At 70.5% G+C, this 25518-nt stretch carries 25 protein-coding genes; 19 read left to right on the plus strand and 6 right to left on the minus strand.

Features of this window, described 5'->3' with window-relative positions:
• Positions 1 to 111 precede the first annotated feature (111 nt).
• Genes C2R22_RS04505 through C2R22_RS04515 form a run of 3 tightly spaced genes read right to left on the minus strand, consistent with a single transcriptional unit; the run spans position 112 to position 2757 of the window.
• On the minus strand, positions 112 to 561 hold the full coding sequence (locus tag C2R22_RS04505; protein WP_103424699.1) for a Mut7-C RNAse domain-containing protein: 450 nt from the start codon (positions 559 to 561) through the stop codon (positions 112 to 114).
• A 10-nt stretch (positions 562 to 571) separates the two neighbouring features.
• Entirely contained in the window at positions 572 to 2323 is a 1752-nt protein-coding gene (gene polX / locus C2R22_RS04510; protein ID WP_103424700.1) for a DNA polymerase/3'-5' exonuclease PolX, read from the minus strand.
• Positions 2320 to 2757 (minus strand): DUF5788 family protein, encoded by a 438-nt coding sequence (locus tag C2R22_RS04515; RefSeq protein WP_103424701.1) that lies wholly within the window; start codon positions 2755 to 2757, stop codon positions 2320 to 2322. Before C2R22_RS04515 ends, polX begins: the two co-directional genes overlap by 4 nt.
• Before the next feature lie 561 nt (positions 2758 to 3318).
• On the opposite strand from C2R22_RS04515, the gene C2R22_RS04520 reads away from it, so the two are divergent.
• Positions 3319 to 4704, plus strand: coding sequence for an alkaline phosphatase family protein (locus tag C2R22_RS04520; RefSeq protein ID WP_103424702.1), 1386 nt, complete (start codon positions 3319 to 3321; stop codon positions 4702 to 4704).
• Positions 4705 to 4731: 27 nt separating this feature from the next.
• On the opposite strand, the gene C2R22_RS04525 is transcribed toward C2R22_RS04520, so the two are convergent.
• Positions 4732 to 5844, minus strand: a complete 1113-nt coding sequence (locus C2R22_RS04525) for a tubulin/FtsZ family protein (protein ID WP_103424703.1) — start codon at positions 5842 to 5844, stop codon at positions 4732 to 4734.
• 139 nt (positions 5845 to 5983) lie between these two features.
• Between C2R22_RS04525 and C2R22_RS04530 the strand changes: the two genes are divergently transcribed.
• The 13 genes from C2R22_RS04530 (at position 5984) to C2R22_RS04590 (ending at position 19777) form a co-directional block, all read left to right on the plus strand.
• Positions 5984 to 6493 carry a DUF7310 family coiled-coil domain-containing protein gene (locus C2R22_RS04530; protein ID WP_103424704.1) on the plus strand — a complete coding sequence of 170 codons (510 nt, stop codon included), beginning with the start codon at positions 5984 to 5986 and terminating at the stop codon, positions 6491 to 6493.
• Positions 6490 to 7044 carry a DUF7311 family protein gene (locus C2R22_RS04535; RefSeq protein WP_103424705.1) on the plus strand — a complete coding sequence of 185 codons (555 nt, stop codon included), beginning with the start codon at positions 6490 to 6492 and terminating at the stop codon, positions 7042 to 7044. Before C2R22_RS04530 ends, C2R22_RS04535 begins: the two co-directional genes overlap by 4 nt.
• Before the next feature lie 97 nt (positions 7045 to 7141).
• Positions 7142 to 9055 carry an ATPase, T2SS/T4P/T4SS family gene (locus tag C2R22_RS04540; RefSeq protein ID WP_103424706.1) on the plus strand — a complete coding sequence of 638 codons (1914 nt, stop codon included), beginning with the start codon at positions 7142 to 7144 and terminating at the stop codon, positions 9053 to 9055.
• Position 9056: 1 nt separating this feature from the next.
• Positions 9057 to 10640: a hypothetical protein gene (locus C2R22_RS04545; RefSeq protein WP_245902882.1), complete on the plus strand. Its 1584-nt coding sequence runs from the start codon at positions 9057 to 9059 to the stop codon at positions 10638 to 10640.
• Positions 10625 to 10768, plus strand: coding sequence for a hypothetical protein (locus tag C2R22_RS26120; RefSeq protein ID WP_245902883.1), 144 nt, complete (start codon positions 10625 to 10627; stop codon positions 10766 to 10768). Before C2R22_RS04545 ends, C2R22_RS26120 begins: the two co-directional genes overlap by 16 nt.
• Positions 10769 to 10801: 33 nt before the next feature.
• Positions 10802 to 11293, plus strand: coding sequence for a DUF7283 family protein (locus C2R22_RS04550; protein ID WP_103424707.1), 492 nt, complete (start codon positions 10802 to 10804; stop codon positions 11291 to 11293).
• Positions 11294 to 11295: 2 nt separating this feature from the next.
• On the plus strand, positions 11296 to 11688 hold the full coding sequence (locus C2R22_RS04555) for a DUF7285 family protein (protein WP_103424708.1): 393 nt from the start codon (positions 11296 to 11298) through the stop codon (positions 11686 to 11688).
• Positions 11685 to 12530 carry a DUF7284 family protein gene (locus C2R22_RS04560; protein WP_103424709.1) on the plus strand — a complete coding sequence of 282 codons (846 nt, stop codon included), beginning with the start codon at positions 11685 to 11687 and terminating at the stop codon, positions 12528 to 12530. Before C2R22_RS04555 ends, C2R22_RS04560 begins: the two co-directional genes overlap by 4 nt.
• Entirely contained in the window at positions 12530 to 15589 is a 3060-nt protein-coding gene (locus C2R22_RS04565; RefSeq protein WP_103424710.1) for a DUF7286 family protein, read from the plus strand. The genes C2R22_RS04560 and C2R22_RS04565 overlap by 1 nt, the downstream gene beginning before the upstream one ends.
• A 64-nt stretch (positions 15590 to 15653) precedes the next feature.
• The gene (locus C2R22_RS04570; protein ID WP_103424711.1) at positions 15654 to 16082 is read left to right on the plus strand and encodes a DUF5791 family protein; all 429 of its coding nucleotides are present in this window, start codon (positions 15654 to 15656) and stop codon (positions 16080 to 16082) included.
• An 8-nt stretch (positions 16083 to 16090) separates the two neighbouring features.
• Positions 16091 to 16966: an SDR family oxidoreductase gene (locus tag C2R22_RS04575; RefSeq protein WP_103424712.1), complete on the plus strand. Its 876-nt coding sequence runs from the start codon at positions 16091 to 16093 to the stop codon at positions 16964 to 16966.
• Positions 16967 to 17036: 70 nt separating this feature from the next.
• Positions 17037 to 18233, plus strand: coding sequence for a DHH family phosphoesterase (locus C2R22_RS04580; protein WP_245902884.1), 1197 nt, complete (start codon positions 17037 to 17039; stop codon positions 18231 to 18233).
• 458 nt (positions 18234 to 18691) lie between these two features.
• On the plus strand, positions 18692 to 19777 hold the full coding sequence (locus tag C2R22_RS04590) for an aldo/keto reductase (RefSeq protein WP_103424715.1): 1086 nt from the start codon (positions 18692 to 18694) through the stop codon (positions 19775 to 19777).
• Positions 19778 to 19797: 20 nt separating this feature from the next.
• Here C2R22_RS04590 and C2R22_RS25550 read toward each other — a convergent pair whose 3' ends face one another.
• Entirely contained in the window at positions 19798 to 19968 is a 171-nt protein-coding gene (locus tag C2R22_RS25550) for an HVO_0758 family zinc finger protein (RefSeq protein ID WP_173862773.1), read from the minus strand.
• A 242-nt stretch (positions 19969 to 20210) separates the two neighbouring features.
• On the opposite strand from C2R22_RS25550, the gene C2R22_RS04595 reads away from it, so the two are divergent.
• The 5 genes from C2R22_RS04595 (at position 20211) to C2R22_RS04615 (ending at position 24532) form a co-directional block, all read left to right on the plus strand.
• Positions 20211 to 21389: an MFS transporter gene (locus C2R22_RS04595; RefSeq protein ID WP_103424716.1), complete on the plus strand. Its 1179-nt coding sequence runs from the start codon at positions 20211 to 20213 to the stop codon at positions 21387 to 21389.
• Positions 21390 to 21441: 52 nt separating this feature from the next.
• Positions 21442 to 22548: a glycosyltransferase family protein gene (locus C2R22_RS04600; RefSeq protein WP_103424717.1), complete on the plus strand. Its 1107-nt coding sequence runs from the start codon at positions 21442 to 21444 to the stop codon at positions 22546 to 22548.
• Positions 22545 to 23267, plus strand: a complete 723-nt coding sequence (locus C2R22_RS04605; RefSeq protein ID WP_103424718.1) for a DUF7109 family protein — start codon at positions 22545 to 22547, stop codon at positions 23265 to 23267. Before C2R22_RS04600 ends, C2R22_RS04605 begins: the two co-directional genes overlap by 4 nt.
• Before the next feature lie 86 nt (positions 23268 to 23353).
• Complete coding sequence (locus C2R22_RS04610; protein ID WP_103424719.1) at positions 23354 to 23953, plus strand: NUDIX hydrolase; 600 nt, start codon at positions 23354 to 23356, stop codon at positions 23951 to 23953.
• Positions 23954 to 24121: 168 nt separating this feature from the next.
• Positions 24122 to 24532 carry a VOC family protein gene (locus C2R22_RS04615; RefSeq protein ID WP_103427567.1) on the plus strand — a complete coding sequence of 137 codons (411 nt, stop codon included), beginning with the start codon at positions 24122 to 24124 and terminating at the stop codon, positions 24530 to 24532.
• Between the two features lie 157 nt (positions 24533 to 24689).
• Here C2R22_RS04615 and C2R22_RS04620 read toward each other — a convergent pair whose 3' ends face one another.
• Positions 24690 to 25223 carry a DoxX family protein gene (locus C2R22_RS04620; RefSeq protein ID WP_173862774.1) on the minus strand — a complete coding sequence of 178 codons (534 nt, stop codon included), beginning with the start codon at positions 25221 to 25223 and terminating at the stop codon, positions 24690 to 24692.
• Between the last annotated feature and the right edge of the window lie 295 nt (positions 25224 to 25518).

The following is a 25518-nucleotide window of genomic DNA, read 5'->3' on the forward strand; positions in this document are numbered from 1 at the left end:
CGAGCGCGACGCCGCATCCGCCCCGAGGACCCCACGCCGTCCAGAACGTCGATACGGTGCCGTTCCACGCGAGGCGAGTCGAACTGAAACACCGTTGAACGACTCTCGAACTCACAGCCGCGCGAGTCGCTCTCGGACGTCGTCCCAGTGGCTCCCCTTCCAGAACACCTGCCCGCAGTCACGACACCGGTGACACGGCGTGTCGGCGGGGTCCGGGGCGTAGTCGGGGACTGCCTCTCCCGCGTCGACTGGTTCCACCCGGCCGTTGCACCGCCCACACCGCGTCGGTCGGTCGGAGAGCGTGAGTTCGAACCCCTCCCGTCGCAGTTCGCGAAGCTGGTCCTCGATTTCCCGGCTGCCGACGTGGACTCCCCCCGGCGCACGTTCTGCCAACTGTCGGTCCCGTGTGACGAGTTGCCGGTCCTCGTCGCGGGCGAGCGCCAGGACGTCGTCGTCGGCCTCGACGCCGTGGTCGAGCGCGTACGCCGCGTCGTACCCACACATCCGGAGGTAGCGCGCCAGTTTGCCGAGCATCACGTCGAGGAGGAGCCGTCGAGCCATCGGTATCGATTCAGTCGTCGAGGAACGCTCGAACCTCGTCCACGCCCCACGTGTTGAGCACGTCGCTCGCCTCGGCCCACCCGCGCCGCGCGGTGTGGACGCCGTACCGGACGTAGTCGAACTCACCCACCGAGTGCGCGTCGGTGTTCACGACGACCGGCGCCCCGGCGTCGACCGCCGCGCGGACGCCCGCGCCGGAGAGGTCCAATCGGTGAGGATTGGCGTTCACCTCCAGCGCCGTTCCCGCGCTGGCTGCCGCCTCGGCGATGCGCTCGTAGTCCAGTTCCATCCCCTTGCGGCGGTTCAACAGCCGGCCCGTCGGGTGCCCGAGGATATCGACCGCCGGGTGTTCGACTGCCTCGACGAGCCGTGCGGTCGCCTCCTCGCGCCCCTGGTCGAGCGCGGCGTGCGGCGAGGCGACCACGACGTCCAGTTCGTCGAGGAGTCCCTCGCCGACCGAGAGGCCGCCGTCGGCGTCGATGTTCGCCTCGACGCCGTGGAACACTTCGATTTCGAAACCGTCGGCGACGTCGGCGACGACCGACGCCTGTTCTTCGAGTTCTTCGTCCGAGAGGCCGACGCCACCGACCATTCCCGGCCCGGTGGCGTGGTCGGTGACGGCGTGGTAGTCGTAGCCTCGCTCCGTGGCCCCCGCGAGCATCTCTTCGAGGGTGGCGCGTCCGTCCGACCAGTCCGTGTGGGTGTGGAGGTCACCCCTGACTCCGTCGGTGGTCACGAGGTCCGGCAATTCCCCGCGGGCCGCCGCGTCAACCTCGCCGGTGTCCTCTCTGAGTTCGGGCGGCATCCACGCGAGGTCCAGCACCTCGTACATCTCCTCTTCGGTCTTTCCCGCAACCCGCTCGCCGACGCGCTGGCCGGCGTCGGGGTCATCCACCTCTGAGACGTCGAAGACGCCGTACTCGTTCATCTTCAGGTCGCGGGCGATGGCCCGGTTCCGAAGGGTGACGTTGTGCTCTTTGCTCCCGGTGAAGTACTGCAGCGCCGCGCCGTACTCGTCGGGGACGACGACGCGGAGGTCGACCCGCTCGCCGTCCGAGCGGATTGCCGCCTTCTTCGTCCCCGACTCGATGACGCCCGTCACGCCGCCCCAGTCGGTGAACGCCGCGACGACGGGTTCTGGCTCTTCGGCGGCGACCAGCACGTCGATGTCCCCGACCGTCTCGCGCCACCGCCGGATGGACCCGGCTACATCCGCCTCGACGACCGAGTCGCGTCCTCGGAGGTACTCCAGCAGGTCGTCCGCGACGGGGCGAGCGTCTCCCAGGAGCGACCGTTCTCGGGACTCCCGGGCGAACGGGATGTTCTCGAGGATGTTCTCCTCGGTCTTCTTCCCGAAGCCCTTCACCTCCTGTATCTTTCCCTCCCGGGCCGCGGATTCGAGGTCGTCGAGCGTCTCGACTCCTAACTCCTCGTACAACGTGCCGACGGTCTTCGGTCCCACGCCCTCGACGCGGGTGAGGCCGGCCATGTCGACCGGGAGGGCCGCGCGGGCTTTCTCCAACTCCTCGATTTCGCCCGTCTCGAAGTACTCGAGTATCTTCGAGGAGATGGCGTCGCCGACGCCGTCGATCTCTTCCAGCGCCTCCGCGCCTTCCGCGGCGACCTCCTCGATGGGCTGTGGGTACTCGCTGATGTTCTCGGCCGCCCGGCGGTACGAGTTGGGTTTGTAGGCGACGTCTTGGGCCTCCAGGAGGTCGGCGAACTCCTCGAACAGGCTCGCGACTTCGTCGTTCCGGCTCATCGGCGGTTGGGCTTGTTGGCGTCTTCGCGCCCCAGCGCCTGCTTGAGGAACTTCATCCACCGCTTCTGGTCGGCCGCGTGCTGGGCCTTCGCCTCGCGTTCGAGGTCCGCCGGACGAAGCTGTTCGAGCGCGTTCAGCGCCCGGTCGATGCCGATGACGCTCTCGACGAGTTCCGCCCCTTCCTCGTAGCTGACCTCGTTGCGCTCGATCTGCTGGACGCGCTGGAGTCGCTCGCGGCGGAGGTTCTTCTTCGCGCGCTCGACCCGGTCGCGCTCGCCCGGCGGGATGGTGTCGCGGCGCTTGATCTCGAAGACGAACTCCCGGAGGTTCACCTCCTCCCCCTGGACGGCGATGCGGTCGGGGATGTCCGCGCCGACGGTCGCACCCTCCCGATTGACGCGTTCCAACAGCTGTTTCTGCTGGTACTCTTTCACACCTGTTCTACCCACGGGTCGGACTTTGCTCCTTCGCCGCTAGGTGGACAGTCGTCTAGCCGGGCTGGGTGCTGTGGAGGTGACACACGTTCTGTGCGGAGTCTCGTCAGTGTGGGACAGCGAGACTACCGCGCGGCACACGGGCACGGTGAGCCACAGCCTCAACCCTCCCCAGCCGGGTCACTCGCGGACGGAGCCGCGAGCAGGCCCCTCGCGCGCTCACTCGCTCACGTTCGTTCGCTCGTTCATCGCGCGCCCCCCACCACCGCAGAGGACGGTGCGGTAGCGCGTGGCGTCGCAGACGTCGGTCCGCGACCCGCGCGCGAGGTCTTCGCGAGGGAACCGAACGAAGGCTCGAAGCGGCGAAGCCACCTCGGTGGTGTGGCCTCACCGCGCCCGTGTGTCGCGCGTCCCCCGTGTCGTTCGACTCCATCTATCCCCTCTCTCGGGCAGTTCGTCGCCCCCGTTCGAAAAACCCGGCGCTCTCGCTTCTCTCCGAGGTCTTCGCAAGAACGTCACTGGAAAAGAAGCTTCTTGGGGCCCCCCTCGGTATGGACGGGTATGGGATTGTTCGACCGACTGCGCGGAACCGACCACCCGCGCGTCGCCTTCATCGGAATCGACGGGGTTCCGTTCACGCTCCTCTCGGAGCACCCCGACGAGTTCCCCAACGTCGCCTCGCTCATCAACGAGGGGAGCGCCGGCCCCATCGACAGCATCGTCCCGCCCGAATCGAGCGCCTGCTGGCCCTCGCTCACCACCGGCGTGAACCCCGGCGAGACCGGCGTCTACGGCTTTCAGGACCGGGAAGTCGGCTCGTACGACACGTACGTCCCGATGGGACGTGACGTCCAGGCGACCCGACTGTGGGACCGCGTCAGCCAGGACGGCCGCGACGCGACTGTGCTCAACGTCCCGGTCACGTTCCCGCCCCAGCGGAACGTCCAGCGGATGGTCTCGGGTTTCCTCTCGCCCTCCGTCGACAAGGCGGCGTACCCCGACGACTTCGCCAGCTACCTCCAGTCTATCGACTACGCCATCGACGTCAACGCCAAACTCGGCCACCAGGAGGACAAAAGCGAGTTCATGGACGACGCCCACCGCACTATCGACAGGCGGTTCGAGGCGTTCAGCCACTACATTCAGGAGGACGATTGGGACCTCTTCTTCGGCGTCTTCATGACGACCGACCGGGTCAACCACTTCCTCTTCAAGGACTACGAGCGCCTCGCGCCCGGCGCGACCGGCGACACCGAGGGGCTGAAAGAGGAGAACCGCGAACTCTTCTTGGACTTTTACCGCAAGGTCGACGAGTACATCGGGAAGATTCGCTCGATGCTCCCCGACGACGTGACGCTCGTCGTCGCCTCCGACCACGGCTTCACGTCGCTCGACCACGAGGTCAACTGCAACGCCTGGCTCGAAGAGAACGGCTGGCTCTCGTACGACGACGACGACCACGAGGAACTCGGCGACATCTCCGACGACACCCGGGCGTACTCGCTCATCCCCGGGCGCTTTTACATCAACCTCGACGGAAGAGAGCCGCGTGGCTCCGTCCCGCAGGAGGAGTACGAGTCCGTCCGCGACGAACTCAAAGCGGCGTTGGAAGCGTGGGAGGGGCCCGACGGGAAGAAGGTCGCCGCACAGGTCGTCGAGAAGGAGGAGGCGTTCCGCGGCGACCACGACGACATCGCCCCGGACCTCGTCGTCGTGCCGAACCACGGCTTCGACCTCAAGTCCGGCTTCAAGGCCAAGGAGTCGGTGTTCGCACAGGGCCCGCGCAACGGGATGCACTCGTTCGACAACGCGACCCTCATCGTCGACGACCCCGACGTCGCCATCGAGGACGCGGACCTGTTCGACATCGCGCCCACCATCCTCGACCTGATGGAACTCGAATACACCCGCACCGACTTCGACGGCGCGAGCCTCGTCCGGCAGTAGCGGTTCCCCCGGGCGGTCCTTCCGGAATCAGGTGAGGTCGTCGAGTTCGTCGACGGCCCACTGGTCGGCCGCCGACTCTCTCGGCTCCGACCCCGACCCCGACGCGTCGGACTCGCTCTCACTCCCGCTCGCCGCCTCACGCGCGCGCTCGAAGAACGACTCTACCCGCGCCGTCCGCTCGATGCCGCTCAACAGAACGAGCGACGCGAGTTTCTCCGAGGCGACGGGGAAGTCGCCGCCGCGGACCTGCATACACCCGGTCTCCTCCTCGACCCAGCGTCGCGCACGCTCGACGCCCTTCCGCGGGATGGCTTCCGGCCGCCCCGCCACGACGACGAGCGCCGCGTCGGCGCTGTCGGCCTCGATGGCCGTCCCGGTCAGGAGCGCCCGGCGGGTCGTGCTCGTCACGACGTTGACGTTCTCGGCGGCATCGCGCGCGACCGACGCGTCCGCGTAACCGATCGTCGCGAGCGTCCCGTTCCGAAGGGTGTTGATGAGTTCCGACGCGTCGACGACCGATTCGGCGACGTCGCTCCCGGTGTCGACCTCGCCCGCCGCGAGCAAGAGTCCGAGTCGGCGCGCGATGGCCTCGTTGATCCGCTCGTAGCCCGACCCGAGGCTGTCGCCCGCCCGTCGGAACGAATCGTTGTCGACGAGGAGGACCGAGTCGGCCTCGCGTGCGAGCGTTTTCAACGAGCGCCCCGCGTTCACCTGGTACATCGCTCCTTCGTCTCGCCCGGGGAGGACGCCGATGGCGTAGACGGGCACGTCGTAGACGCGTTTCAACTCCTGGACGAGCACCGGCGCGCCCCCCGACCCGGTGCCGCCGCCGAGTCCGGCGACGACGAAGACGGCCTCGGTCGCCGAGTCGATAGTGACCGTGTCGAGTACTTCTTCGCGGTCCTCGCGCATCACCTGCGCGCCGAGTTCGTTGTCGCCGCCGACGCCGTGGCCGGAGACGCGTGACTGTCCGACGAGAAGGGTCTGTACCGTGTTGGGGAGCGGGCGGAGGTCGGCCGAGGCGGTGTTGATCGCGACCGCGTGGCGGACGGAGCCGTGGTTCTCGTCAGCATCGAACGCCTGGAGGGCGCTGACGAGTTTTCCGCCCGCCTGACCGACGCCGATCAGGGCGGACTGCATGTGTGAGTGGAAAACCTGTCAGCGTATGGTATTTTCGGTGTTTCACGACCCGTTGGCGACCCACGACCCGTTGAGGGCTCGTGGTTCGCCGTCCACGCCCCACGAGCTTTTTTATCGGAGGAGGCGGCCACCGGTTCGCATGACCGACGACATCCGAACCAGGCTCGACGCGGTCGAACGGGCGGTCGCCGACGGGGAGACCGACCTCACGAACCTCGCCGACGCCGCCAGCGTCGAGAGACGACTCACCGCCGTCGAGGAGCGACTCGACGCGCTCGAAGCGCGACTCGACACCCTGGACGCGACGACGCAGGCGGTGCGCGGTTACCTCAGCGGCGTCGACGGCGTCACCGAGGACGTCGAACGCCAGGCGGCGCTGGCGCTCGCGAAGGCCGAGGCGGTCGAAGCCCACGTGTTCGACGCCGACGAGGGACTCGCCGTCGAACGGGTCCCGGCGACGGAGGGTCGGAGCGCGGACCGGCCGGACGACGAAGGTCCGGGCGGTCAGCGACGAGACACCGAGCCGACCGGTCCGACCACGGACGTGGATACGAACGTCGGCGTCGACCGACCGTCCTCGGGCGTTCTCGACGCCGCTCGAACCGAGCGCGAGTCGTCGCTCGTCGCGCGACTCCGGGACGCGCTGTGACTGCGGTCCGAACGCTTCTCACGGTCGTCGTCGCGACGGCGCTGCTCGGCGCGTCGCTGCCGGCCGTCGAGGACGCTCGAACCGACCGCACCGCCGCGCGACTCGACGCGGCGGCCACCCGGCTGTCGGGCGTCTCGGCCGCTCTCGTCGCGGCCGACGACCCGGTCGCCGCCGGTGAACGAGGCGCGGGTCGGACGGTCGTGGTTTCGCTCCCGTCGGGCGGGTTCGCGGACGCCCGCGCCGCGTATCTCTCCATCGGCGGTCTCCCGAACGACTCCCGACAGCCGCCGACGACGGTCGGCTACCGCGTCGCCGACAGCCCCCCACGACGGCTCGACGCGGGCGTCCGGTTCTTCGTCGGCGAACGCCCGCTCGTTCTCCCGCCGGGCCGACACACGCTTCGACTGACACTCGTTCGGCGGGGCGGGGCGACCGGCGTCCGCGTCAGCGTGGTCGGTCACGCCGGGTCGACGAGGGAGACGAACCGGACGGGACCCCCGATCTCGACGGCGACACCGGCCGACGCCGAGCGTCGCTCCCTCGCTCCCTGAACTCCCCCGCTGCCTGAACGCCCTTTCTCTCCTGCCCTGGACTCTCGCCCTCGTTCTCTGCGAACGTTCAAATACGGGAACGGGGCCACCCCGGCGCATGACGCTACTCACCGCGCTCGTCGACCGCTCGCGGGCGCTTTTGGGAACCGAGTCCGAGGTGGCGTGTTCGTGTGACGTCTCCTTCGAGACACCCGCCGGCACCCACACCACGCCCGACACCGAACTCCGCGTCGACGCGGACAACTGTCCCGGGGAAGGTGACCTGACCTCCTCACCCGACTGCCGAGCGACGGTGATCGGGGCGCTCACCGAACGCGACGCCGACGTCGTCCGCATCCGCGCCGGCGGCGTCGTTCGCACCTACGTCGACGACGCCTGTGCGTTTCTCGTCGCCGCGGGGCGGTTCGCCGAACGCGCCGCTCACCACGACGAGCGCCTCGCCGCGCGGGCGCTGTACGACCCGCTCGGTGCCGCACACGAGGCGACCGGACGGGCCGGACCCGTCGCGCGACTCGCGGCCGAGACGGGCCTCGCACTGGGTGCCGAACGGGTCGCCGCGGAGGACGGGTACGGCTCCGTCCTTCGGGCGTTCGTCGCACCGACCGTCGCCCGATGTCGCGTCGACGTCGACCCGCCCGTCGGGGCGACGCTCCGTGACGCCTGGGACCTCGATACCGGGGCGCGCGTCCGGCTGTACGACGCGACCGACGGGAGGCGGCGCTACCACCTGCTCCCGGCGTGGCACTCCCTCGACGGGGCGACGCTGGAAACCCTCGGCGCTGCGCGTCGTCTCCTCGCCACTGGCGCTGTCTCGGGCGGGCCTCGCGCTCCCCACCGGGCGGCCCGACGAGTCGCGGACGACGCCGACCCCGTCGACGAACTCGGCGCGCTCCTCGCGAGATACACCCGCGGCCACGGCGTGCTGGACGACCTCTTCTCGGACTCTCGGGTGACCGACGTCTTCGTCACGAGCCCCGTCGACGAGAACCCCGTTCGCGTCGTCGTCGACGGCGCTCGTCTGGCGACGAACGTCCACCTCTCGCCCGAGGGCGCGGCGGCGCTCGCCTCGCGGTTCCGACGGGCATCGGGTCGAGCGTTCTCGCGGGCGACGCCGACGCTCGACGCGACGGTCGACACACAGACCGACCGCCGCATCAGACTCGCCGGTGTCGCTCCGCCCGCCAGCGACGGCCTCGGCTTCGCGTTCCGGGCGCACGACGAAACCGCGTGGACGCTCGCCCGCCTCGTCTCCCTCGGGACGCTCCCGGCCTCTGCGGCCGGGTTGCTCTCGGTCGCCGTCGAGCGCGGGGCGGCGACGCTCGTCGCCGGCCCACGCGGCGCGGGGAAGACGACAACGCTCGGCGCGCTCCTCTGGGAACTCCCCACCACGACACGGGCGGTCGTCGTCGAGGACACGCCCGAACTCCCGGTCGCCGCGCTCCGCGAGCAGGACCGCGACGTTCAGTCGATACGGACCGGACTCGACGACGGGGCCGCGCTCTCGCCCGACGAGGCGCTCCGGGCGGCGTTGCGTCTCGGCGACGGTGCGCTCGCGGTCGGGGAGGTCCGCGGCGAGGAGGCGCAGGTCCTCTACGAAGCGATGCGCGTCGGTGCGGCCGACGGCGCGGTCCTCGGGACCGTCCACGGCGTCGGCGGCGACGGGGTAAAAGCGCGGATGGTGACGGACCTCTCCGTCTCGGAGCGGGCCTTCGGCGCGACCGACCTCGTGGTGACGCTCACCGCCGAGGCCGGCCGTCGTGTGACGCGCGTCGAGGAGGTCCGCACGACGGACGAAAGGGTCCACTTCGCCACGTTGTTCGACATCGAGGACGGGGACGACCGACTCCGGTCGACCGGCGTACTGGACCGCGGCGAGAGCGTCCTCCTCTCGGCGCTCGCGCTCCCGGGCGAGTCGTACGCGGACGTCCGCGCCCGGGTGTCCGAGCGCGGCGAGGCCATCGCATGCCACGCGGAGGCTGGGCTCACGGCCCCGGAGGAGCGGGGCTACTGAGATGACGTCGACGCTCGCGCACGTACTCATTGGACTCGCCGGCCCCTGGCCGGGGTCGGTCGACACCGACGAGTCGCTCGACCGGCAGTTGGCATTTCTCGACGCCCCCGTTCGGTCCGACGTGGTCGTCCGCGCCGGCTACACCGCCGGACTCTTCGCTGCCGTTCTCGCTGGTCTCGTGGGTGTCGCTCTCGGACTCTCCGTTCAGGCTGCCCTGCTCGTCGGTGCGGTCGGCGGAACGACCGTCGTCCACGCGGTTCACCGCGGACCGGCGGCGCTCGCCGCCGTCGAGCGGACGCGCGCGCTGTGTGCGGCGAGCGACCTCGTCGGTCGGGTCGTCCTCCACGCGCGGCTCACCGCGGCCGTCGAACCGGCGGTCGGCTTCGCCGCGCGGACGGGGACGGGGCCGCTCGCGCGGAGCCTCGACGACCACGTCCGACGGGCGGCCGGGACGCCCGCGTCGGGGCTCGACAGCTTCGCCGCGGCCTGGCGGCCGTGGTTTCCGGCGCTCGAACGTGCCGCGGACCTCGTCACGACCGCCGTCGACGCACCCGCGTCGGAGCGGGCCGAACTGCTCGACCACGCACGCTCGGTCGTCGTCAGGGCGACACGGGAGCGGATGGCGTCGTTCGCCGCCGACGTTCGTGGCCCCGCGACCGCCCTGTACGCGTTCGGCGTCCTGCTCCCGCTGGCGCTCGTCGGTATCCTCCCGGCCGCGGGCGTCGCCGGCGCGTCCGTCTCGCTCACGGCGCTCGCGCTCGGCTACGACCTCCTCCTCCCCGCAGTGCTGCTCGGTGCCTCGGGGTGGCTCGTCGTCCGCCGACCGGTCACGTTCGCGACGCCGTCGGTGTCGCGGACGCATCCTGACGCGCAGGTCCCGTGGTGGCTCCCCGTTCTCGCGGGCCTCCTGACGGCCGGCCTCTCCTGGGCCGTCACGCTCGCAGTCGTCGGCGCGTGGGCGGCACCGGTGGTCGCCGCCGGCACGGGCGTCGGGGCCGCGCTCGTCGCCCGGTTCCGTCCGGCCGTCGCAGTCAGAGAGCGCGCCCGCGCCGTCGAAGCGGGGCTGCCGGAGGCGCTCTCGCTCGTCGGCCGGCACGTCCGCGACGGGACGTCCGTCGAGGCTGCCGTCCGGACGGTCGGCGAGGAACTGTCGACCGAGACCGGAGCGCTGTTCGCGGCGGCGTCGGGCGTCCAGCGTCGGCTCGGCGTCACGCTCTACGAGGCGTTTCTGGGCGAGTTCGGTGTGCTTTCGCATCTGCCGAGTCCGCGCACCCGCGCGGCCGCGACACTGCTCTCCGTGGCCGCGGTCGAGGGACGGCCCGCCGGCGAGACTGTCGTGACGATGGCGACGCAACTGCGCGAACTCGAACGCGCCGAACAGGCAGGGAAGCAGGAACTCGCGGCGGTGAGCGGGACGCTCGCCAACACCGCGGCCGTGTTCGGCCCGCTCGTCGGCGGCGCGACGGTTGCGCTCGCCGCGCGCATCGCGAGCGTCGAGACGGGCGCGGCTGTCGGCCCCGCCTTCGCCGTTCCGGGACTCGGACGGTCCTCGGGGTGTACGTCTTCGTCATGGCGGCGACGCTGACGGCGCTCGCGACGGGTCTCGAATCGGGTCTCGACCCGACACGCGTCGGCTACCGGGTCGGCATCGCGCTCGTCCTGGCGGGCGCGACCTTCCTCGTCGGCGTCGTCGCCGCCGGCCTCCTCGTCTGAGTCTTTTTATACGGAGACGCGGCCAGAGCGCCCATGTTCGACGCTCCAGTCGATGCGTGGTACGCGTGGCTCGGCCTCTCGGCCGCGGCACTCGTCGTTCTCGGCGTCGTCACGTCGCTCCCGACGGCACCGCCGCCGGACGCCTCGGACGTCGCCGGGACCGTCGACGCCGTCGCGACGACCGAGTACGACACGACGGTCAGCCGCGCGCTCGACGCGCAGACGATCCGAGTCGGCCCGCGACGCATCGGGCTCCGAAACGACGCCGGCACGACGCACGCGACCCTCGGCTATCGCGTCGTTTCTGTCACCCGGGACGCGAGGCTCGTCCGCGTGCTTCGGGGAGAGACCCCGGAGTCGGCGTTCGACTCCTCCGCGGCGTTCGGGCGGGCGGTGAGCGCCGCCCGCGCACGGGACCCCGCGTGGCGGCCCGCGGGCGACCACCTGGTCGTTCGCCACGTCTCGTGGGGCGGCGTCGACGTCACGCTCGTCGGGACGCTCGACGCGAGACCGGGGGGCGTCTGAGCGTGTTCGACCCCGCGCCCTCTCGCCGAGGACAGGTCGAACCGCTCGCGGCGCTGGCCGCCCTGTTCGCCGTCTGTGTCGGGCTGTCGACGTACGCGCTCGTCGTCGCCGACGCCGGCGTCTCGACCGACCGTGACGCTGCCGGCCCGGCGCTGGCTGCCGTCCACGACGAGGTCTCCGTTCGAGGCGTCGTCCATCCGGACCGCCTCGGGCGCGCACTCGACGCGCGGCCGCTCGGCTCCCGGCTCAACGTCTCGCTCACGACGGACGGGCGACAGTGGACGGTAGGGCCCGACGCCGCGGTACGCGGCGACCGGGCGTTCCGGCGCGTGAGCGTCCGCCTCGGGCCGGGACGCGTGCGCCACGGCCGGCTCCGGGCGGTGGTGTGGCGATGAGTCGCGACGAGCGGGGAATCAGCACCGTCGTCGACGTGTCGGTGTTTCTCCTCCTCGTGAGCGCCGCGGTGTTCTCGGTCGTGACCGCCCCTGCCGACCCCGTCGGCGCGACGGTGACTCCCGAGCGCGACGAGGCCACGGTCGAGACGCTCGCGACGACCACCACCACTGTCGGATACGACCTCGGCGTCGACGACCGGACCGGCGAGCCGATCGAGCGCGTCCGCCACGGGACGCTGGCCGAACTCCTCGCCGAGGCCGCCGTCGCGAACGCCTCGGTCGACGGGACGCCCACCTCGCCGTACGCCGCCGGCTTCGTCGACGCGGTCCGTGCGTCCGTCACGCCGCTGTTCGACGGCCGGACGCAGGTCGTCGCGACGTGGCGACCCCTCCCGGGGAGCGGCCTCGTCGGGGAGGTCCGCGTCGGTCCCACGCCGCCGGCCGGCGCGACGGTCCACGCTGCGACCCTGTCGGTCGACAGCGGGATGCCGGCCGCCCGCGACTCGGCGCTGGCTGCCTCGTCGGGCGGGTACGGACGCGTCGCGGACGTCGCCGCCCGCCGCACCGTCGACGGGTTGTTCCCGCCCCGCCGGACGCGGGTCGCGCTGCGCGGCGGCGCGGCAGACGCCGTCGTCGTCCGCGAGCGGTTCGCGTCGATGCGGTCGACGTACGGCTCGGAGACGACGTTCGACGCGGGCGTCGAGCCCGCAACGACCGACCTCGCGGTGGCAGTCGCCGAACGAACCGAACGGTCCTTCGAGCGGCGGTTCGAGACGCCGCGGGCGGCGGCCGAGTCGGTTCGGACCGCCCGCGTGACCGTCGTCGTCAGGACGTGGTCCTGATGCGGCTGGCAGACGACACCCGCGGGCGGGTCCCGTTCGCGCTCATCGGCGTGTTGCTCCTCCTCGGGAGCACGACGTACGCGAGTACGCTCGCCACGGGGAATCCGAGAGTCGACCGGGACGCCGAGGTGGCGATGGACCGGGCGGCGGCGGCCTCCGAGACGGCGCTCCGGACCGCGGTTTCGCGCGCCGCTCGGGACGCCGCGCGAACGCCCGTCGTCGACCCGGCGGCCAACACCTGGGGCGACGTCGTGAACGACTCCCGGCCGTTCCGCGACAGCCTCCGGATCAGAATCTACGTCGCCGCACGCGAGAGTTTCGAGCGCGCTTCGTACTCCCGCGGTGACGTCGTCGCCGCCGCCTCGCTGCCGGCGACGCCGACGGCCGAAGCCCTCGACCGGGGACTCGACCGCGTTCGCGTCCGCAGCGTCGAGAACGGCACGTCGCTGGAGGTGCGCCTCAGCAACGTCTCGGTGGTCGCCCGAGAGCAGGGGACGGTAGTCGCTCGCGAGACGACGAACTGGACAGTCATCGTCGCGACGCCCGTCCTCGCGCTCCACGACCGCACAGTCGGATTCGAGGAGTCGCTGGCGCGTGGCCCGCTCGAAGGGCCCGGACTCGGACGGCGACTCACCGCCCGTCTCTACCCACTCGCCTGGGCGCGCGGCTACGGGCAGTGGGGTGGCGCGCCCGTCAGCAACGTCGTCAGCACTCGCCACGTGGGCGTGGCGACGAACGGGGCCGTCCTCGAACTCCAGCAGGCGGCGTACGGGCACGCGGACCCGACCGGCCGAGCGGCCCAGCGGACCGCGCTCGCTCGCTTCGCCCAGCAGGAGGCCCGCGCCGGATTGAGTACGCCCGGGACGAGTCTGGCGACGAGCGTCGCCCCGCCGCCGACGGTCGACCCCGACGACGCACCGAGACAGGTGCCGCGACTCGCGCGTTCGGACGCCCCGACGCCGGAGAAACGGGTCGACGTCGGCGTCAACGACACGGCCGACGGGGCGTACGCCGCGTTGCAGGAGGGCGATTCGGGTCCGTCGCTCGACGAGGTGCTCGAACGCGCCTACCGGGTGAATCTCACCCTTCGAACGCAAGCGACGCTCGTCGAGACGGAGCCGTGGCCGCGGCCACGACCCCCGCGTCCCGACGTCACGCTCGTCAACGAGTCGGTCACGTCCCGCGCGACGGTCGAACCCGGGTCGGCGTCGCTGCCGGCGCGTCCGCCGAACGCGACCCGGTTCCGGGCCGAGACCCGGCACGTCGCGGTCAGCCACACCCTCCGGTGGACCTGGGCGCGAGGAAACACGACCTTCGAGTCGACGGCGACGGTGCGGGAGCGGTACGCCGTCGGCGTCGCCGTCGACGGCTCCCTCCCGGCGCTTCCCGGTACCCCCGACAGGCCGGTCGTTCCCGTCTTCGAGGAGGGCGGCGCTCTCGACGGTCCCAACCTCGGCGACGTTCCTTCAGAGGCCGACGGGTTCCTCGCGGACCGGGGCGGCGTCCGGAGCATCGCCGAGACGCGAGCGCTCGACGGCCCGGACGCGCTCGACCGGAACGGGACGGTCACGGGTGACCGACCGGCGGACCTCCGCGAGTGGGTCACGGCGGACCTCCTCGCCCTCAACCGGGCGGTCCGAAACGCCTCGACGTCCGTCCGGATGGGCGACGCCGCCACCGGGCGGGCGAACCCGTCGGCGAACCTCTCAGCACGGCTCGCCACTCGTCGAGACGCGCTCGTCGACGCCCCGACGCAGTACGACGGCGCCGCCGACCGTGCCCGCGTCGCCGTCCGGGCGGCGTACCTCGCGCGGGTCGACGCACGGCTCTCGGACCGCTCGGACGCGGCGGCGGGAGCGAACGACCGGCTCGAAAGCGTCCTGCGCGACCGGGGCGTCGACCTCGACGGCTGGGCGACGGAGGTCATGTCCACCCGCACCGACACGTCCCCCGACCCGTACTCCGTCGGCGGACCGCTCGGCGGCGAAGACGCGTTCGTCCCGCAGGGCGGCCCGCCGTACCTCGACGTTCAGGGCGTCGACCGCACCGACGCGGCGTGGAGCACGCGTCACGGGACCGAGTACCCGCTGCGGACGCGGAACGTCAACGTGTTCACCGTCCCGTACGGCGACGCGGTCGACGCCGTGTTCGAGACGACCGAGACGGAGACCGTCCGGCTTCACACCGCGGCCGTGACGCTCCGCGCCGCCGAACGAGCCGAGGAGTCGATGCCGGCGACTCGACGCGACGCCCTCGACGAGGGAGTCTCCCGGTCGCTCGACCACGTCGGTTCCCGGACGCGGGAGGTCCTCCGACGCGAGACGACGCTCTCGTACTCGGACGCGGACCGAGCCGTCGACGACGCCTTCGCGACGTGGAACCGGACCTCGGCGCGAGCGCTCGCGGTCACGAACGGTTCGTTCGTCCCGCGCGTGGTCAACGAGGCTGGCCTCGACGGACGGGAGGCCGCTCGGGTTCGGGTCCACCTCCGGGCCGCCGTGGCGAAGGCCCGAGACAGCGAGAAGACGCGCGTCGAGCGCGAGTACGTCGACGACGCGGCCAGCGCGGTCAGGGAGTTCTCGAAGGCGGCGGCCACCGAAGCGGTCGGGGCGGCCGTCGGAAACGGGACGGACCGACTCGCGAAGCGGACGAAGGGGAAGGCAGTGGTGCTCCCCGCGGGTCTCCCGCTCCTCCCGACGCCGACTAACTGGTACGCCACCGTGAACGTCTGGGACGTCCACGTTCGCGGGTACTACCCGCGCTTCGCCGTCCGAACGACGCGGGGCGGTCCCGGGAAGACGGTGACGTACGTCCGTGACGGCGGCTGTGCGACGCTGGACATCGACGAGGACGGCAGCGAGGAGAAACTCGGCTGTGCGTCGCGTGTCGACGTCTCGGTTCGTACCGTCGTCCTCGTCGCGGTCCCGCCCGGTAAGACGGGCGTCGGCGACACCGACGGTCAGGCCGTCGAGGACTCGCCCGGGTGGGACGAGCCGTACCCCTGGGAGGAGAACCCGGAGGAGCAGTACCGTCCCCCGGTCGGTCGACTCTCCCCCTGAGCTACGGAGCGTTCCGGGACACCGAAGTGACAACCGTTTTCATCCCCCAGGTCCACACACCGGTATGTTCTACGACGTGGTCGACGACCCGGCGTCACACGATGCGGGGGAACTCCGCGCCGCGTACGAGCGGGCGCTCGCCGACGTCATCGACGAGCACGGCGCAGCGGCCGTCGCCGCCGAGTCCGGCGTCGACGCGGAGCGTCTCTCGGCGCTCGCCGCGGGCGAGGAGGCCGACCTCACCGTCGAAGAGGCGATGGCCGTCCTCGCCGTTGACGCGGACCTCGACGCCGAGACCATGACACTCGAACTTCAGGACCGACTCCTCATGGGGATGACGACGGGCGTCCTCGACGTCGACACGCTCGCCGCGGAGACCGACCTCGACCTCTCGGGTCAGGAGGTCCAGCAGTCGCTCGAAGGGCGTCGGCAGACGACGCTCGCCGAACTCGCGGCCATCCACCGCGTCATCGCCGTCCGGAACGACCGCTGAGTACGACCATGAGAGTCGTCGTCCTCGGCTGTGGTTACGTCGGGCTCGAACTCGGCCGGCAACTGCGCGAGCACGGACACGACGTGGTCGGCGTCCGTCGCTCCGAGTCGGGACTGGCGTCCGTCGCCGACGCCGGTCTCGACCCGGCCCGCGCGGACGTCACCGACCCCGAGACCCTCTCGGACGTGCCGGACGCCGACTGGCTGGTCTTCGCGGCCAGTTCGGGCGGCCGGGGTGCCGACGCCGCGCGCCGGGTGTTCGTCGACGGTCTCAAGAACGCTATCGACGAGTTCGCCTCCCGCGAGTCGCCACCCGAACGGCTCGTCTACACCTCCTCGACGGGCGTCTACGGCGACCACGGCGGCGACTGGGTCGACGAGGGCACCCCGCTCGACCCGACCACGGACAAGACGAGCGTCCTCGCCGAGGCGGAGGCGGTGGCGCTGTCGGCCCCGCTCGCCTCGACGGTCGCGCGCTTCGCCGGCCTCTACGGCCCCGAGCGATACCGGCTCGACCGCTATCTGACGGGACCGGTCACCGAGGGCTATCTGAACATGGTCCACCGGGACGACGCCGCCGGCGCGGTGCGGTTCGCGCTCGAAGAGGGGGTCGACGACGTTCTCTTAGTCGTCGACGACGAGCCCGTCTCGAAGTGGGAATTCGCGGACTGGCTCGCCGACGCGTGCGGCGTCGACCGTCCCGAGAAACGCACGAAGGAGGAGCGACTCGCCGCGGGAGACCTCTCGGAGGCTGCCCGGCGGCGCATCCTGACGAGCAAGCGCTGTTCGAACGACCGCCTCCGAACGCTCGGCTACGAGTACGCGTATCCGACGTTCCGCGAGGGCTACCGGGCCGCCGTCGACGCGTATCGGGGCGACGCGTGAGCCGATTCTGTCCTCTTTCGATGGGCGGAATGTGGGAATCTTCATGACCCACCGCACAGACAGGGTGGGTATGTCCGCGAGAATCGAGCCCCTCGTTCTCCTCCAGGACATCGGGTCGGTTCTCGATGGGGCCGAGTCGTTCGTGCGGACGTATCCCGAGCTCGCGGTAGCGGTCGCGTTCGCGGCCGTCGCGCTGGTCGGCGGGGCGTACGCCCTCTTGCGCTTCAAGCGCCCGATGGGGACGCGGTTTCTGGAGACGCTCGCGAGCCGTGACGAGGTCGTGGTGTTGATGCATCCGAACCCCGACCCCGACGCCATGGCCGCGGCCATCGGCGTCGCGTGTATCGCGCGCCAGGTCGGCACCGAGGCGACGCTGCAGTACACCGGGCAGATCCGCCATCAGGAGAACCGCGCGTTCCGGACGGTGCTCGACCTCGACATGGACGCTATCGACCACGTGTCGGACCTCGCCGCGGAAGCGGTCGTCCTCGTCGACCACAACGAACCGCGGGGCTTCGCGGGCGCCGAGGGCATCCTCCCATTCGCCGTCGTCGACCACCACCCGGGCGACGGCACGGGCGAGGCGTTCACCGACGTCCGGACCGGCTACGGGTCGTGTTCGAGCATCGTCGCCGAGTACTTCCGCGACATCGGCGCGACGCCCGTCCCGCCGGACATGCACGCCTCGGAGGTCACGGCCGAGTACACCCTGCCGTCGACCGTCTCGACGGGCCTCCTGTACGGCATCCTCACCGACACCAACCGGCTCACCGCGGGCTGTTCGGCCCCGGACTTCTCGGCGGCGGGGTATCTGTACCCCGGCATCGACGAGGACCTGCTGAACCGAATCGCCAACCCCGAGGTGTCGAAGGAGGTGCTGGAGGCGAAGGCGCGCGCCATCGCCGGCCGGCAGGTCCAGGGCCCGTTCCTCGTCAGCGACATCGGCGCGCTGTCGAATCTGGATGCGATTCCGCAGGCCGCGGACGAACTCATCAAGATGGAGGGCGTGACCGCGACGGTGGTGGTCGGCGAGAAGAACGGCAACATCTACCTCTCGGGCCGGTCGCGCGACGACCGCGTCCACATGGGCCGGACGCTGGAGACGGCGCTGACGGACGTGCCCGGGTCCTCGGCGGGCGGCCACGCGCGGATGGGCGGCGCACAGATCACTCACAGTGACGGCGTCGTCGACACGGACGGTGGCGCGCGTATCGAGCGCGAAGTGCTCGTCAAACGGCTGTTCGACTCGATGTCCGGTGAGACGTGACTAAGTGGGCTGAAGTCGGCGGTCTGGTGGCGTAAGCTTCGTACTGTGGTTCAGCGTCTGTGGTGTGGTCGACGCGGTGCACCGCGGTACACGGACGCGGTGGACCGCAGCCGCGTTCCTCCCCACCCGGTCGCTCGCGGACGGAGCCGCGAGCAACCCTCGCGCGCCGTTCGCTCGTTCCACTCGCTCACTCCCGCGCGCCAACCGTACCGCGGTGGCGCGTGACGGTCACGGCTCCGTCCGTGACCGACACACGCGAGGGATGAGCGAGTGAACGAAGTGAACGAGCGAATCGGCTGGGGAGGCCGTGGCTTCAGCGCTCTGGCGTCCGCTCTCGTTCGCTCTCTCCGGGTTTTCACGCGAAACCGCTGATCCTCGCTGTAACTGATAGCTCTTCACACACTCCTCCCGCGCTCAGAACACGAACGCCTAACGGGTCCGCTCCACGTACCCTATACATGGCCACTCGCGAGGGCACCTGGCGGTACCGGAACCGCTTCGGCGACAGCTTCGGCCGCACCTACTTCCGGCGGTTTCCCCCCGGCGTCGTCTCCTCTCTCGGCATCGGGACCTACCTCGGCGACGCCACGGACGCCGTCGACGACCGCTACCACGACGCGCTCGTGACGGCGTTCGAGAGCGGCGTCAACCTCGCCGATACCGCGATCAACTACCGCTGTCAGCGCTCCGAGCGCGTCGTCGGCCGGGCGCTTTCGAGTGCGGAGGTGGCGCGCGACGAGGTGGTCGTCGCGACCAAGGGCGGCTTCCTCCCCTTCGACGGCTCCCCTCCGGACGACCCCTCGCGGTACGTCCGCGAGGCGTTCCTCGACACGGGCCTCCTCGCACCCGACGACCTCGCGCGCGGCAGTCACGCGCTCTCGCCCGACTTCCTCGACGCGATGCTCGACCGCTCGCTGTCGAACCTCGGTCTCGACCGAGTCGACCTCTACTACGTCCACAACCCTGAAACGCAACTCCACGTGCGCTCGCGCGAGGCGGTGTACGACCTCCTCGAAGCGGCGTTCGAGCGACTCGAACAGCGCCGCGCGGACGGAGACGTCGGGGCGTACGGCGTCGCCACCTGGAACGCCTTCCGGGTACCGCCCGACCACGACCAGTACCTCTCGCTCGCCGAGGTCGTCGACCGCGCGGAAACAGCGGCTGAGCGCGTCGGTGCCGAGGAGTCGGGGCTCGCGGCCGTTCAACTCCCGTTCAACGTGGCGATGGCCGACGCGTTCACCCGCGCGGCCCACGGCGACGGCGGTGAACAGAGCGCGCTCGAATACGCCCACGAGCGGGGTCTGCACGTGTTCACCTCGGCGAGCATCGGCCAGGGCGACCTCGCCCGCTCGCTCCCGCCCGACGTCGACGTCGAACTCGCGGGCGACACGGCCGCGCAGCGCGCGCTCAACTTCGCCCGGTCGGCACCCGGCGTGACCGCCTCGCTCGTCGGGACCGCCAGTCGAGCCCACGTCGCCGAGAACGTCGCCGCGGGGACGTTCGACCCGCTCGGCGCGCGGGCGTTCGACGCGGTGTTCGAGTGACCCGTCCCCGACCCCTCGCCCTACCGCAGTTCCTTCCACTGCCGTCCGCACTCGGGGCAGGTCCGCACGGAGAACACCTCGTCGGGGTCGTTCTTCTTCTTCAGCGTCTTCTCACAGTCGCTGCAGACGAGGCGCTCGTAGTTGTCCTTGTGCAGTTCACCCTCTCGAAGCCCCTTCCGCGTCGATTTCATACGCGGCCGTTCGAGACGCCGGGGGAAAAAGACCCCACCCCGTGTCTGACGTGGGGCCGACACGTGGCCGCGTTCGGATAGTCATCATCGGTCTACCATCCGTGACTCGGCACGACAGCAGACCACTCGACAGCTAGCTGTCACCGCGTCGCACCCGTGCGGGGGAGTCGGAACGCTTGTGACTTCCGCCCGTGAATCGTCCTCCCGTGAGCAGACGTCCCCTCTTCGGTACCCTCTGTGCGATGGTGTTCCTCGTGAACCTCGCACGCGTCGTCTTCGCCCCGCTCGTCGGGGAGTTCATCACGGTGTTCGACGTCGGCGAGGCCACGGTCGGTGCCATCGTGACGGTGGTCTGGGTCGGCAGCGCCCTCCCGCGGCTCCCGGCCGGCTGGCTTCTCACGCGCGTCCCCCGGCACCACGTCGTCCTCGGAACGGGCTTGATCCTCACGGTCGCCTCGGGATTCACCGCGGCCGCCGACACCGTCTTCACTCTCGCCTTCGGTGCGCTCCTGATGGGTCTGTCGTCGGGCGCCTACTTCGTCGCCGCCAACCCGCTGGTGAGCGAACTCTACCCCCAGACGGTCGGGCGGGCGATGGGCATCCACGGCATGGTCTCGCAGGTCGCCGCGGTTGTCGCCGCGCCGCTCGTGACGCTCGTGCTCTGGTACTCGTGGCGCGTCGCGTTCGTCTGTATCGGCGTCGGCGCGTTCGCCGCCACCGTCGCCCTGTTCGTGACCACGCGGCGGACGGACCTCCCGGACGCCGGTGCCGACGACCGCGACCTCCTCGCGGGGATCAGACACGAGTGGAAGCTCATCGTCGTCGGCATCTGTCTCCTCGGGACGACGGGCTTCGTCTGGCAGGGGCTGTTCAACTTCTACGAACTGTACATGCGGACGAAGGGCCTCTCGCCCGCGATGGCGCGAAACACTCTCACTGTCGTGTTCGCGGCGGGCGTGCCCGCCTTCTTCGTCTCGGGGCGACTCGCCGACCGACTCCCCTATCTCCCCTACATCCTCGGCGTCATCGCCGCGTTCGCCGCCTGCGTGTTCGTCCTCACGGCGACGACGGGGTTCGTCGGTCTGTTCGTCGTCACGGCCGTCATCGGCTACGTCATCCACAGCATCTTCCCGGCGATGGACACGTTCTTACTCGACACGTTCCCCGACGAGACGCGCGGCAGCGCCTACGCCGCCTACTCGGCCGGGATGATGCTGTCGCAGGCCGGCGGCTCCGGTGCGGTCGGGACGCTCGTCGAGCGCGGTATCGCCTACGACACGGTGTTCGCCGGCTCCGCGCTCTGCCTCGTCGGCCTGGTCGCCGTCCTCGGCACGCTCTGGGCCCTCGGCCGAGTCCCCGGGTCGACCGGAAGTCGGGTCGTCGCCGAGCGTCTCACCGACACGAAGAGCGAGTGCGACTGACTTCCGGTCCTCTGTCGCGGGACTTTTGCCGCTCGGTTCCCTGAATCGGGTGATGGAGTACGTCCAAGAGCGGGTCACGACGCTCCACGACCTCGGGGACGCCGCGCCGACAGCCCCGGTCGACCGGGCCGCGGTGGTCGTGCCGATGACGGAGCGCGAGTACGCCGGCCTCGCCGCCGACCGCGTCCTCTCGTCGCTCGAACGCGTCGCCCCCGCCCGCGTCGTCGTCCCCCTCCGCGCGCCGGCCGAACGCGCCGGCGCGTTCGCCGACTGGCTCGCCGAGTACGACCTCCCGCTCACCGTCGTCTGGTGTGACGGGCCGCGGGTGGATGCGCTCCTGGACGAACACGACCTCGACGGGACGCGCGGCAAGGGACGCGACGTCTGGCTCGCGCTCGGCGCCGCGCTCGTCGACGACGGCGACGTCGAGTTCGTCGTGTTCCACGACGCCGACACGAAGACGTACGACGCCTCGTACGTCCACCGTCTCCTGTTCCCGCTCGCTCGTGGACACTCGTTCTCGAAGGGGTACTACGCCCGCGTGGAGGACCGACGGCTCTACGGGCGGCTCTTCCGCCTGTTCTACGCGCCGCTGGTCCGCGCACTCGACGAGGAACACGACGCCGCCGTCATCGACTACTTCGACTCGTTCCGCTACGCGCTCGCCGGGGAGTTCGCCGCGACGCGCGACCTCGCCGCTCGACTCCGGATGCAGCGCTCGTGGGGGCTCGAAGTCGGTACCCTCGGCGACGCGTTCGCCCACGCCGGTTTCGAGGGGAGCGCGCAGGTCGACCTCGGCGCGTACGAACACGACCACCGCGCCGTCTCGGGCCCGACGGGTCTCTCCGACATGTCCCGCGGCGTCGGCCGGGCGCTCCTCTCGACGGTCGAGGAACACGGTGTGACGCCCGACTACGGCGGCCTCCCCGACCGCTACCGGGAGACGGCGAACCGGTTCGTCCGCGCCTACGCGACCGACGCGGCGTTCAACGGCTTCGACTACCCCACGGAAGAGGAACGCTCACAGGTCGACCGATACGCCGAGGCGGTCGTCCCGCCCACCGAGGACGACCGCCTCCCGGCGTGGAGCGACGCCCCGATCACGCCCCGTGACGTCCGCGAGCGGTCCCGAGAAGACCTCCGGGAGGTGCGCGAATGACCGCCCCGACGCCGTTCGACGCCGACGTCCTCCCTGTCGACGACGCCGACGAACTCGCGGGCGTCGTGGACCTGTTCGGTGCCCTCTCCTCCGAGGAGATTGCCGCCGCGCTCGTCGAACTCGCGTACCGACAGCGCGGCGACGTTCGGGCTGACCGAGTCGAAGAGGCGACCGACCGCGCCGTCGCCTGGGCGGTCGAACGATACTATCTCGTGGAGTACACGCCCACTGACCTAGTGGGCGCCGAGGACGCGGACGGGGACGCCGAGGACGCGGACGGGGACGCCGAGGACGCGGACGGGGACGCCGAGGACGCGGACGGGGACGCCGAGGACGCGGACGGGGACGCCGAGGACGCGGACCGGGGAGACACCGAGAACGTGGACGGGGACGCCGCCTACGACCCGCTCCTCACCGTCGGTCCCGTCGCCTTCCCCTCCCTCCCCGAGGAGGCCGAGGACCTCCCGCACATCCTCGACTTCGAGACGCGCACGGTCGTGCGGGAGTCGCTGGCGCGAGCGGTCGAGACGCGGCTTCGCGGCGACGCCGCCCGTGCGGTCGTCGCCGAGGACGAGGCGCGCATCCAGCACCTGTTCGACGTGACCTACGACCTGGAGGCGTGGGCGCCCGTCGATGTCGGGGAGGTTCGCGAACGGCTCGAAGACGCGCTGGCGGCGTCGGATGAGGACGACGACGGGGACGAGGGGCCGAACGCATAGGTGGTGCCGACGGCGCGCAGGCGGCTGACGGACCAAGCGTTGCCCCATGCATACAGCGTTAAGACCTTCGGCCCGCTGTGTCGAGTATGGACCTCTCCGGCGTCGGTCGGCACACGCCCGCTTCGCTCGAGGGGATGTCGCGGCAGGCGGCGGTCGTCGCTCCCGCCGTCGACTGCGACGGGGAGGACCACCTCCTCTTCACCAAACGCGCGGACCACCTCGGCGAGCACGCCGGACAGATGAGTTTTCCCGGCGGCGGGCGCGAACCGAGCGACGAGTCGCTGGAGGCGACCGCGCTCCGCGAGGCCCACGAGGAGATCGGCCTCCGGCCCGAGGAGGTCGAACTGTTCGGTAGGCTCGACGACATCGAGACCGTCACCGACTACTCGGTCCGGCCGTTCGTCGCGCGGATCCCCGACCGCGAGTACACGCCCGACGAGCGCGAGGTCGCCGAAATCGCCGTTCTCTCCGTCGCGGACCTCACCGACCGCGCCAACTACGAGTCCGAACAGCGCGACCACCCCCACTACGGCGAGATCCGCATCCACTTCTTCCACGTCGACGGCTACACCGTCTGGGGCGCCACGGGGCGAATGCTCGTCCAACTGCTGGAACTGACGACGGACTGGCGGATGCCACCCGAAGTCGACCGCGTGGTCGACCCCGACGCCGACCTGCCGGTCTGATCTCTTCCTCGCGCGCACGCTCACGCACTGTTCCACGAACGGTCACCCGAACGGTTCTCCCTCCGATTCGACGAGTCTCTCGTGCACACGGCGGGCGTCCGACGTCTGATACCTGCCTCCACGTGCAAGGTGTGGGCTGAAGCGGAGGCGTCCGCTACCGCGACGTGTATGATCGGTCCGCTATCGCAGGTGACCCTCGTCGTAGGGAACCAGACCGACGCCGCGACGTTTTACACCGACAAACTGGGGTTCGAGAAGCGGGCGGACGAACCGATGGGCGAGGACAAACGCTGGGTGACCGTCGCGCCACCCGAAGGCGACCTCGAAATCGTCCTCCAGTCGCCGGACTGGTTCGAGGACGAGGAGGTGGTCCGGCGACGGTCGATGATCGGCGAGAGCCCCGAGTTGGCCTTCTCCGTCGACGACTGCCGGGAGACGTACGAGACGCTCACGGACCGTGGCGTCGAGTTCCACTCGCCACCCGAGTCGGTTCCGTGGGGGGTACAGGCGGTCGCGTACGACCTCTACGGGAATCGACTCGTCCTCATCGAGCAGAACGGCGACAGCGCGGCGGAGTAGCAGGGCGTTCCCATTAGTCGAGGAGTCGCAGGGCGTACCCGATAGCCGGTACGAGAGAGGGTCTGCCGGGGTCGGGACACGAACCGGAACCGACGGTCGACAGACGAAGACGGGCCGAAAGAAGAGAATCGAAGACGGGCACCGGAGGTGCTGATGGTCACCCGAGCAGGTACTTCAGCACGGGGCGCTGGCGAACGAACTCCGTCGCTTCGAGCATCCGGTCGAGGCCGAGGATGCGGCCCGCGGCGAGGGTGCCGACGACCACGAACATCAGGAGACCGAACAGGTCACCGTTGACGTAGCCGTGCGCCCAGTCGGCGTTCCCCAGGTAGAAGAACACCATCAGGAACGCGCCCCAGAAGGCGGCAAAGCGGGTGAACGCGCCCAGGATGAGCGCGAGTCCGATGAGCGTCTGGCCGACGGGGATGGCGAGGTTCGTGAAGCCGAGCAGCCACGGCGTCTCCGCGGCGAAGAGGAAGAAGCCGTGGATGGGGCTACCGGCCGTCCCGTTCGCCAGCCACCCGGCCGCGTTGAACGCCTCGCCCGAGACGAAGGTGTACTTGCTCACCCCGGCGTTGAGGAACCAGTAGCCAGTGATGAGCCGCAGCATGACCGTCACGTATCCAGTAATCGACTCCGAGTAGGTGAATTCGATGGGCTTGCCAAACCACTCGACTCTGTTGGTAGTCATGATCGTTCTCCACTTCCTCCTACTCCGAGAGAGAGCGTATAACCGATCTGTGGCTCTCACGACCCGAGAAACGGGGTGGTAGAGTCACTGAAACCCCCGAAAACGACTTCACGAGCCGTTAATCCGGAAGGTTCGCCCGCCGCGTGCGATCGGTCGTTCCCCGCCTCGACCGACGCGAAGCGCCCGACGTTCTCGGGCGAAGAACGACAGCGTTTTGTCCCGAACCTCGATACTCACCCCATGGTCGCACAGACGATGGATCGCGTTCCGCGACGACGGTGACCGTCCTTCCGAT

The organism is Salinigranum rubrum, assembly GCF_002906575.1.
GTDB lineage: Archaea > Halobacteriota > Halobacteria > Halobacteriales > Haloferacaceae > Salinigranum > Salinigranum rubrum.

What these genes read in the sequence shown, in the direction of transcription:
- C2R22_RS04595 (WP_103424716.1), top strand. Translation starts at nt 20,211, where the DNA reads ATGGTGTTCCTCGTGAACCTCGCACGCGTCGTCTTCGCCCCGCTCGTC.
- C2R22_RS04620 (WP_173862774.1), bottom strand. Translation starts at nt 25,223, where the DNA reads ATGACTACCAACAGAGTCGAGTGGTTTGGCAAGCCCATCGAATTCACC.
- C2R22_RS04530 (WP_103424704.1), top strand. Translation starts at nt 5,984, where the DNA reads ATGACCGACGACATCCGAACCAGGCTCGACGCGGTCGAACGGGCGGTC.
- polX (WP_103424700.1), bottom strand. Translation starts at nt 2,323, where the DNA reads ATGAGCCGGAACGACGAAGTCGCGAGCCTGTTCGAGGAGTTCGCCGAC.
- C2R22_RS04545 (WP_245902882.1), top strand. Translation starts at nt 9,057, where the DNA reads ATGACGTCGACGCTCGCGCACGTACTCATTGGACTCGCCGGCCCCTGG.
- C2R22_RS04505 (WP_103424699.1), bottom strand. Translation starts at nt 561, where the DNA reads ATGGCTCGACGGCTCCTCCTCGACGTGATGCTCGGCAAACTGGCGCGC.
- C2R22_RS04610 (WP_103424719.1), top strand. Translation starts at nt 23,354, where the DNA reads ATGGACCTCTCCGGCGTCGGTCGGCACACGCCCGCTTCGCTCGAGGGG.
- C2R22_RS04565 (WP_103424710.1), top strand. Translation starts at nt 12,530, where the DNA reads ATGCGGCTGGCAGACGACACCCGCGGGCGGGTCCCGTTCGCGCTCATC.
- C2R22_RS04520 (WP_103424702.1), top strand. Translation starts at nt 3,319, where the DNA reads ATGGGATTGTTCGACCGACTGCGCGGAACCGACCACCCGCGCGTCGCC.
- C2R22_RS04615 (WP_103427567.1), top strand. Translation starts at nt 24,122, where the DNA reads ATGATCGGTCCGCTATCGCAGGTGACCCTCGTCGTAGGGAACCAGACC.
- C2R22_RS04570 (WP_103424711.1), top strand. Translation starts at nt 15,654, where the DNA reads ATGTTCTACGACGTGGTCGACGACCCGGCGTCACACGATGCGGGGGAA.
- C2R22_RS04540 (WP_103424706.1), top strand. Translation starts at nt 7,142, where the DNA reads ATGACGCTACTCACCGCGCTCGTCGACCGCTCGCGGGCGCTTTTGGGA.
- C2R22_RS04550 (WP_103424707.1), top strand. Translation starts at nt 10,802, where the DNA reads ATGTTCGACGCTCCAGTCGATGCGTGGTACGCGTGGCTCGGCCTCTCG.
- C2R22_RS04575 (WP_103424712.1), top strand. Translation starts at nt 16,091, where the DNA reads ATGAGAGTCGTCGTCCTCGGCTGTGGTTACGTCGGGCTCGAACTCGGC.
- C2R22_RS04560 (WP_103424709.1), top strand. Translation starts at nt 11,685, where the DNA reads ATGAGTCGCGACGAGCGGGGAATCAGCACCGTCGTCGACGTGTCGGTG.
- C2R22_RS04580 (WP_245902884.1), top strand. Translation starts at nt 17,037, where the DNA reads ATGTCCGCGAGAATCGAGCCCCTCGTTCTCCTCCAGGACATCGGGTCG.
- C2R22_RS04605 (WP_103424718.1), top strand. Translation starts at nt 22,545, where the DNA reads ATGACCGCCCCGACGCCGTTCGACGCCGACGTCCTCCCTGTCGACGAC.
- C2R22_RS04600 (WP_103424717.1), top strand. Translation starts at nt 21,442, where the DNA reads ATGGAGTACGTCCAAGAGCGGGTCACGACGCTCCACGACCTCGGGGAC.
- C2R22_RS04525 (WP_103424703.1), bottom strand. Translation starts at nt 5,844, where the DNA reads ATGCAGTCCGCCCTGATCGGCGTCGGTCAGGCGGGCGGAAAACTCGTC.
- C2R22_RS04590 (WP_103424715.1), top strand. Translation starts at nt 18,692, where the DNA reads ATGGCCACTCGCGAGGGCACCTGGCGGTACCGGAACCGCTTCGGCGAC.
- C2R22_RS25550 (WP_173862773.1), bottom strand. Translation starts at nt 19,968, where the DNA reads ATGAAATCGACGCGGAAGGGGCTTCGAGAGGGTGAACTGCACAAGGAC.
- C2R22_RS26120 (WP_245902883.1), top strand. Translation starts at nt 10,625, where the DNA reads ATGGCGGCGACGCTGACGGCGCTCGCGACGGGTCTCGAATCGGGTCTC.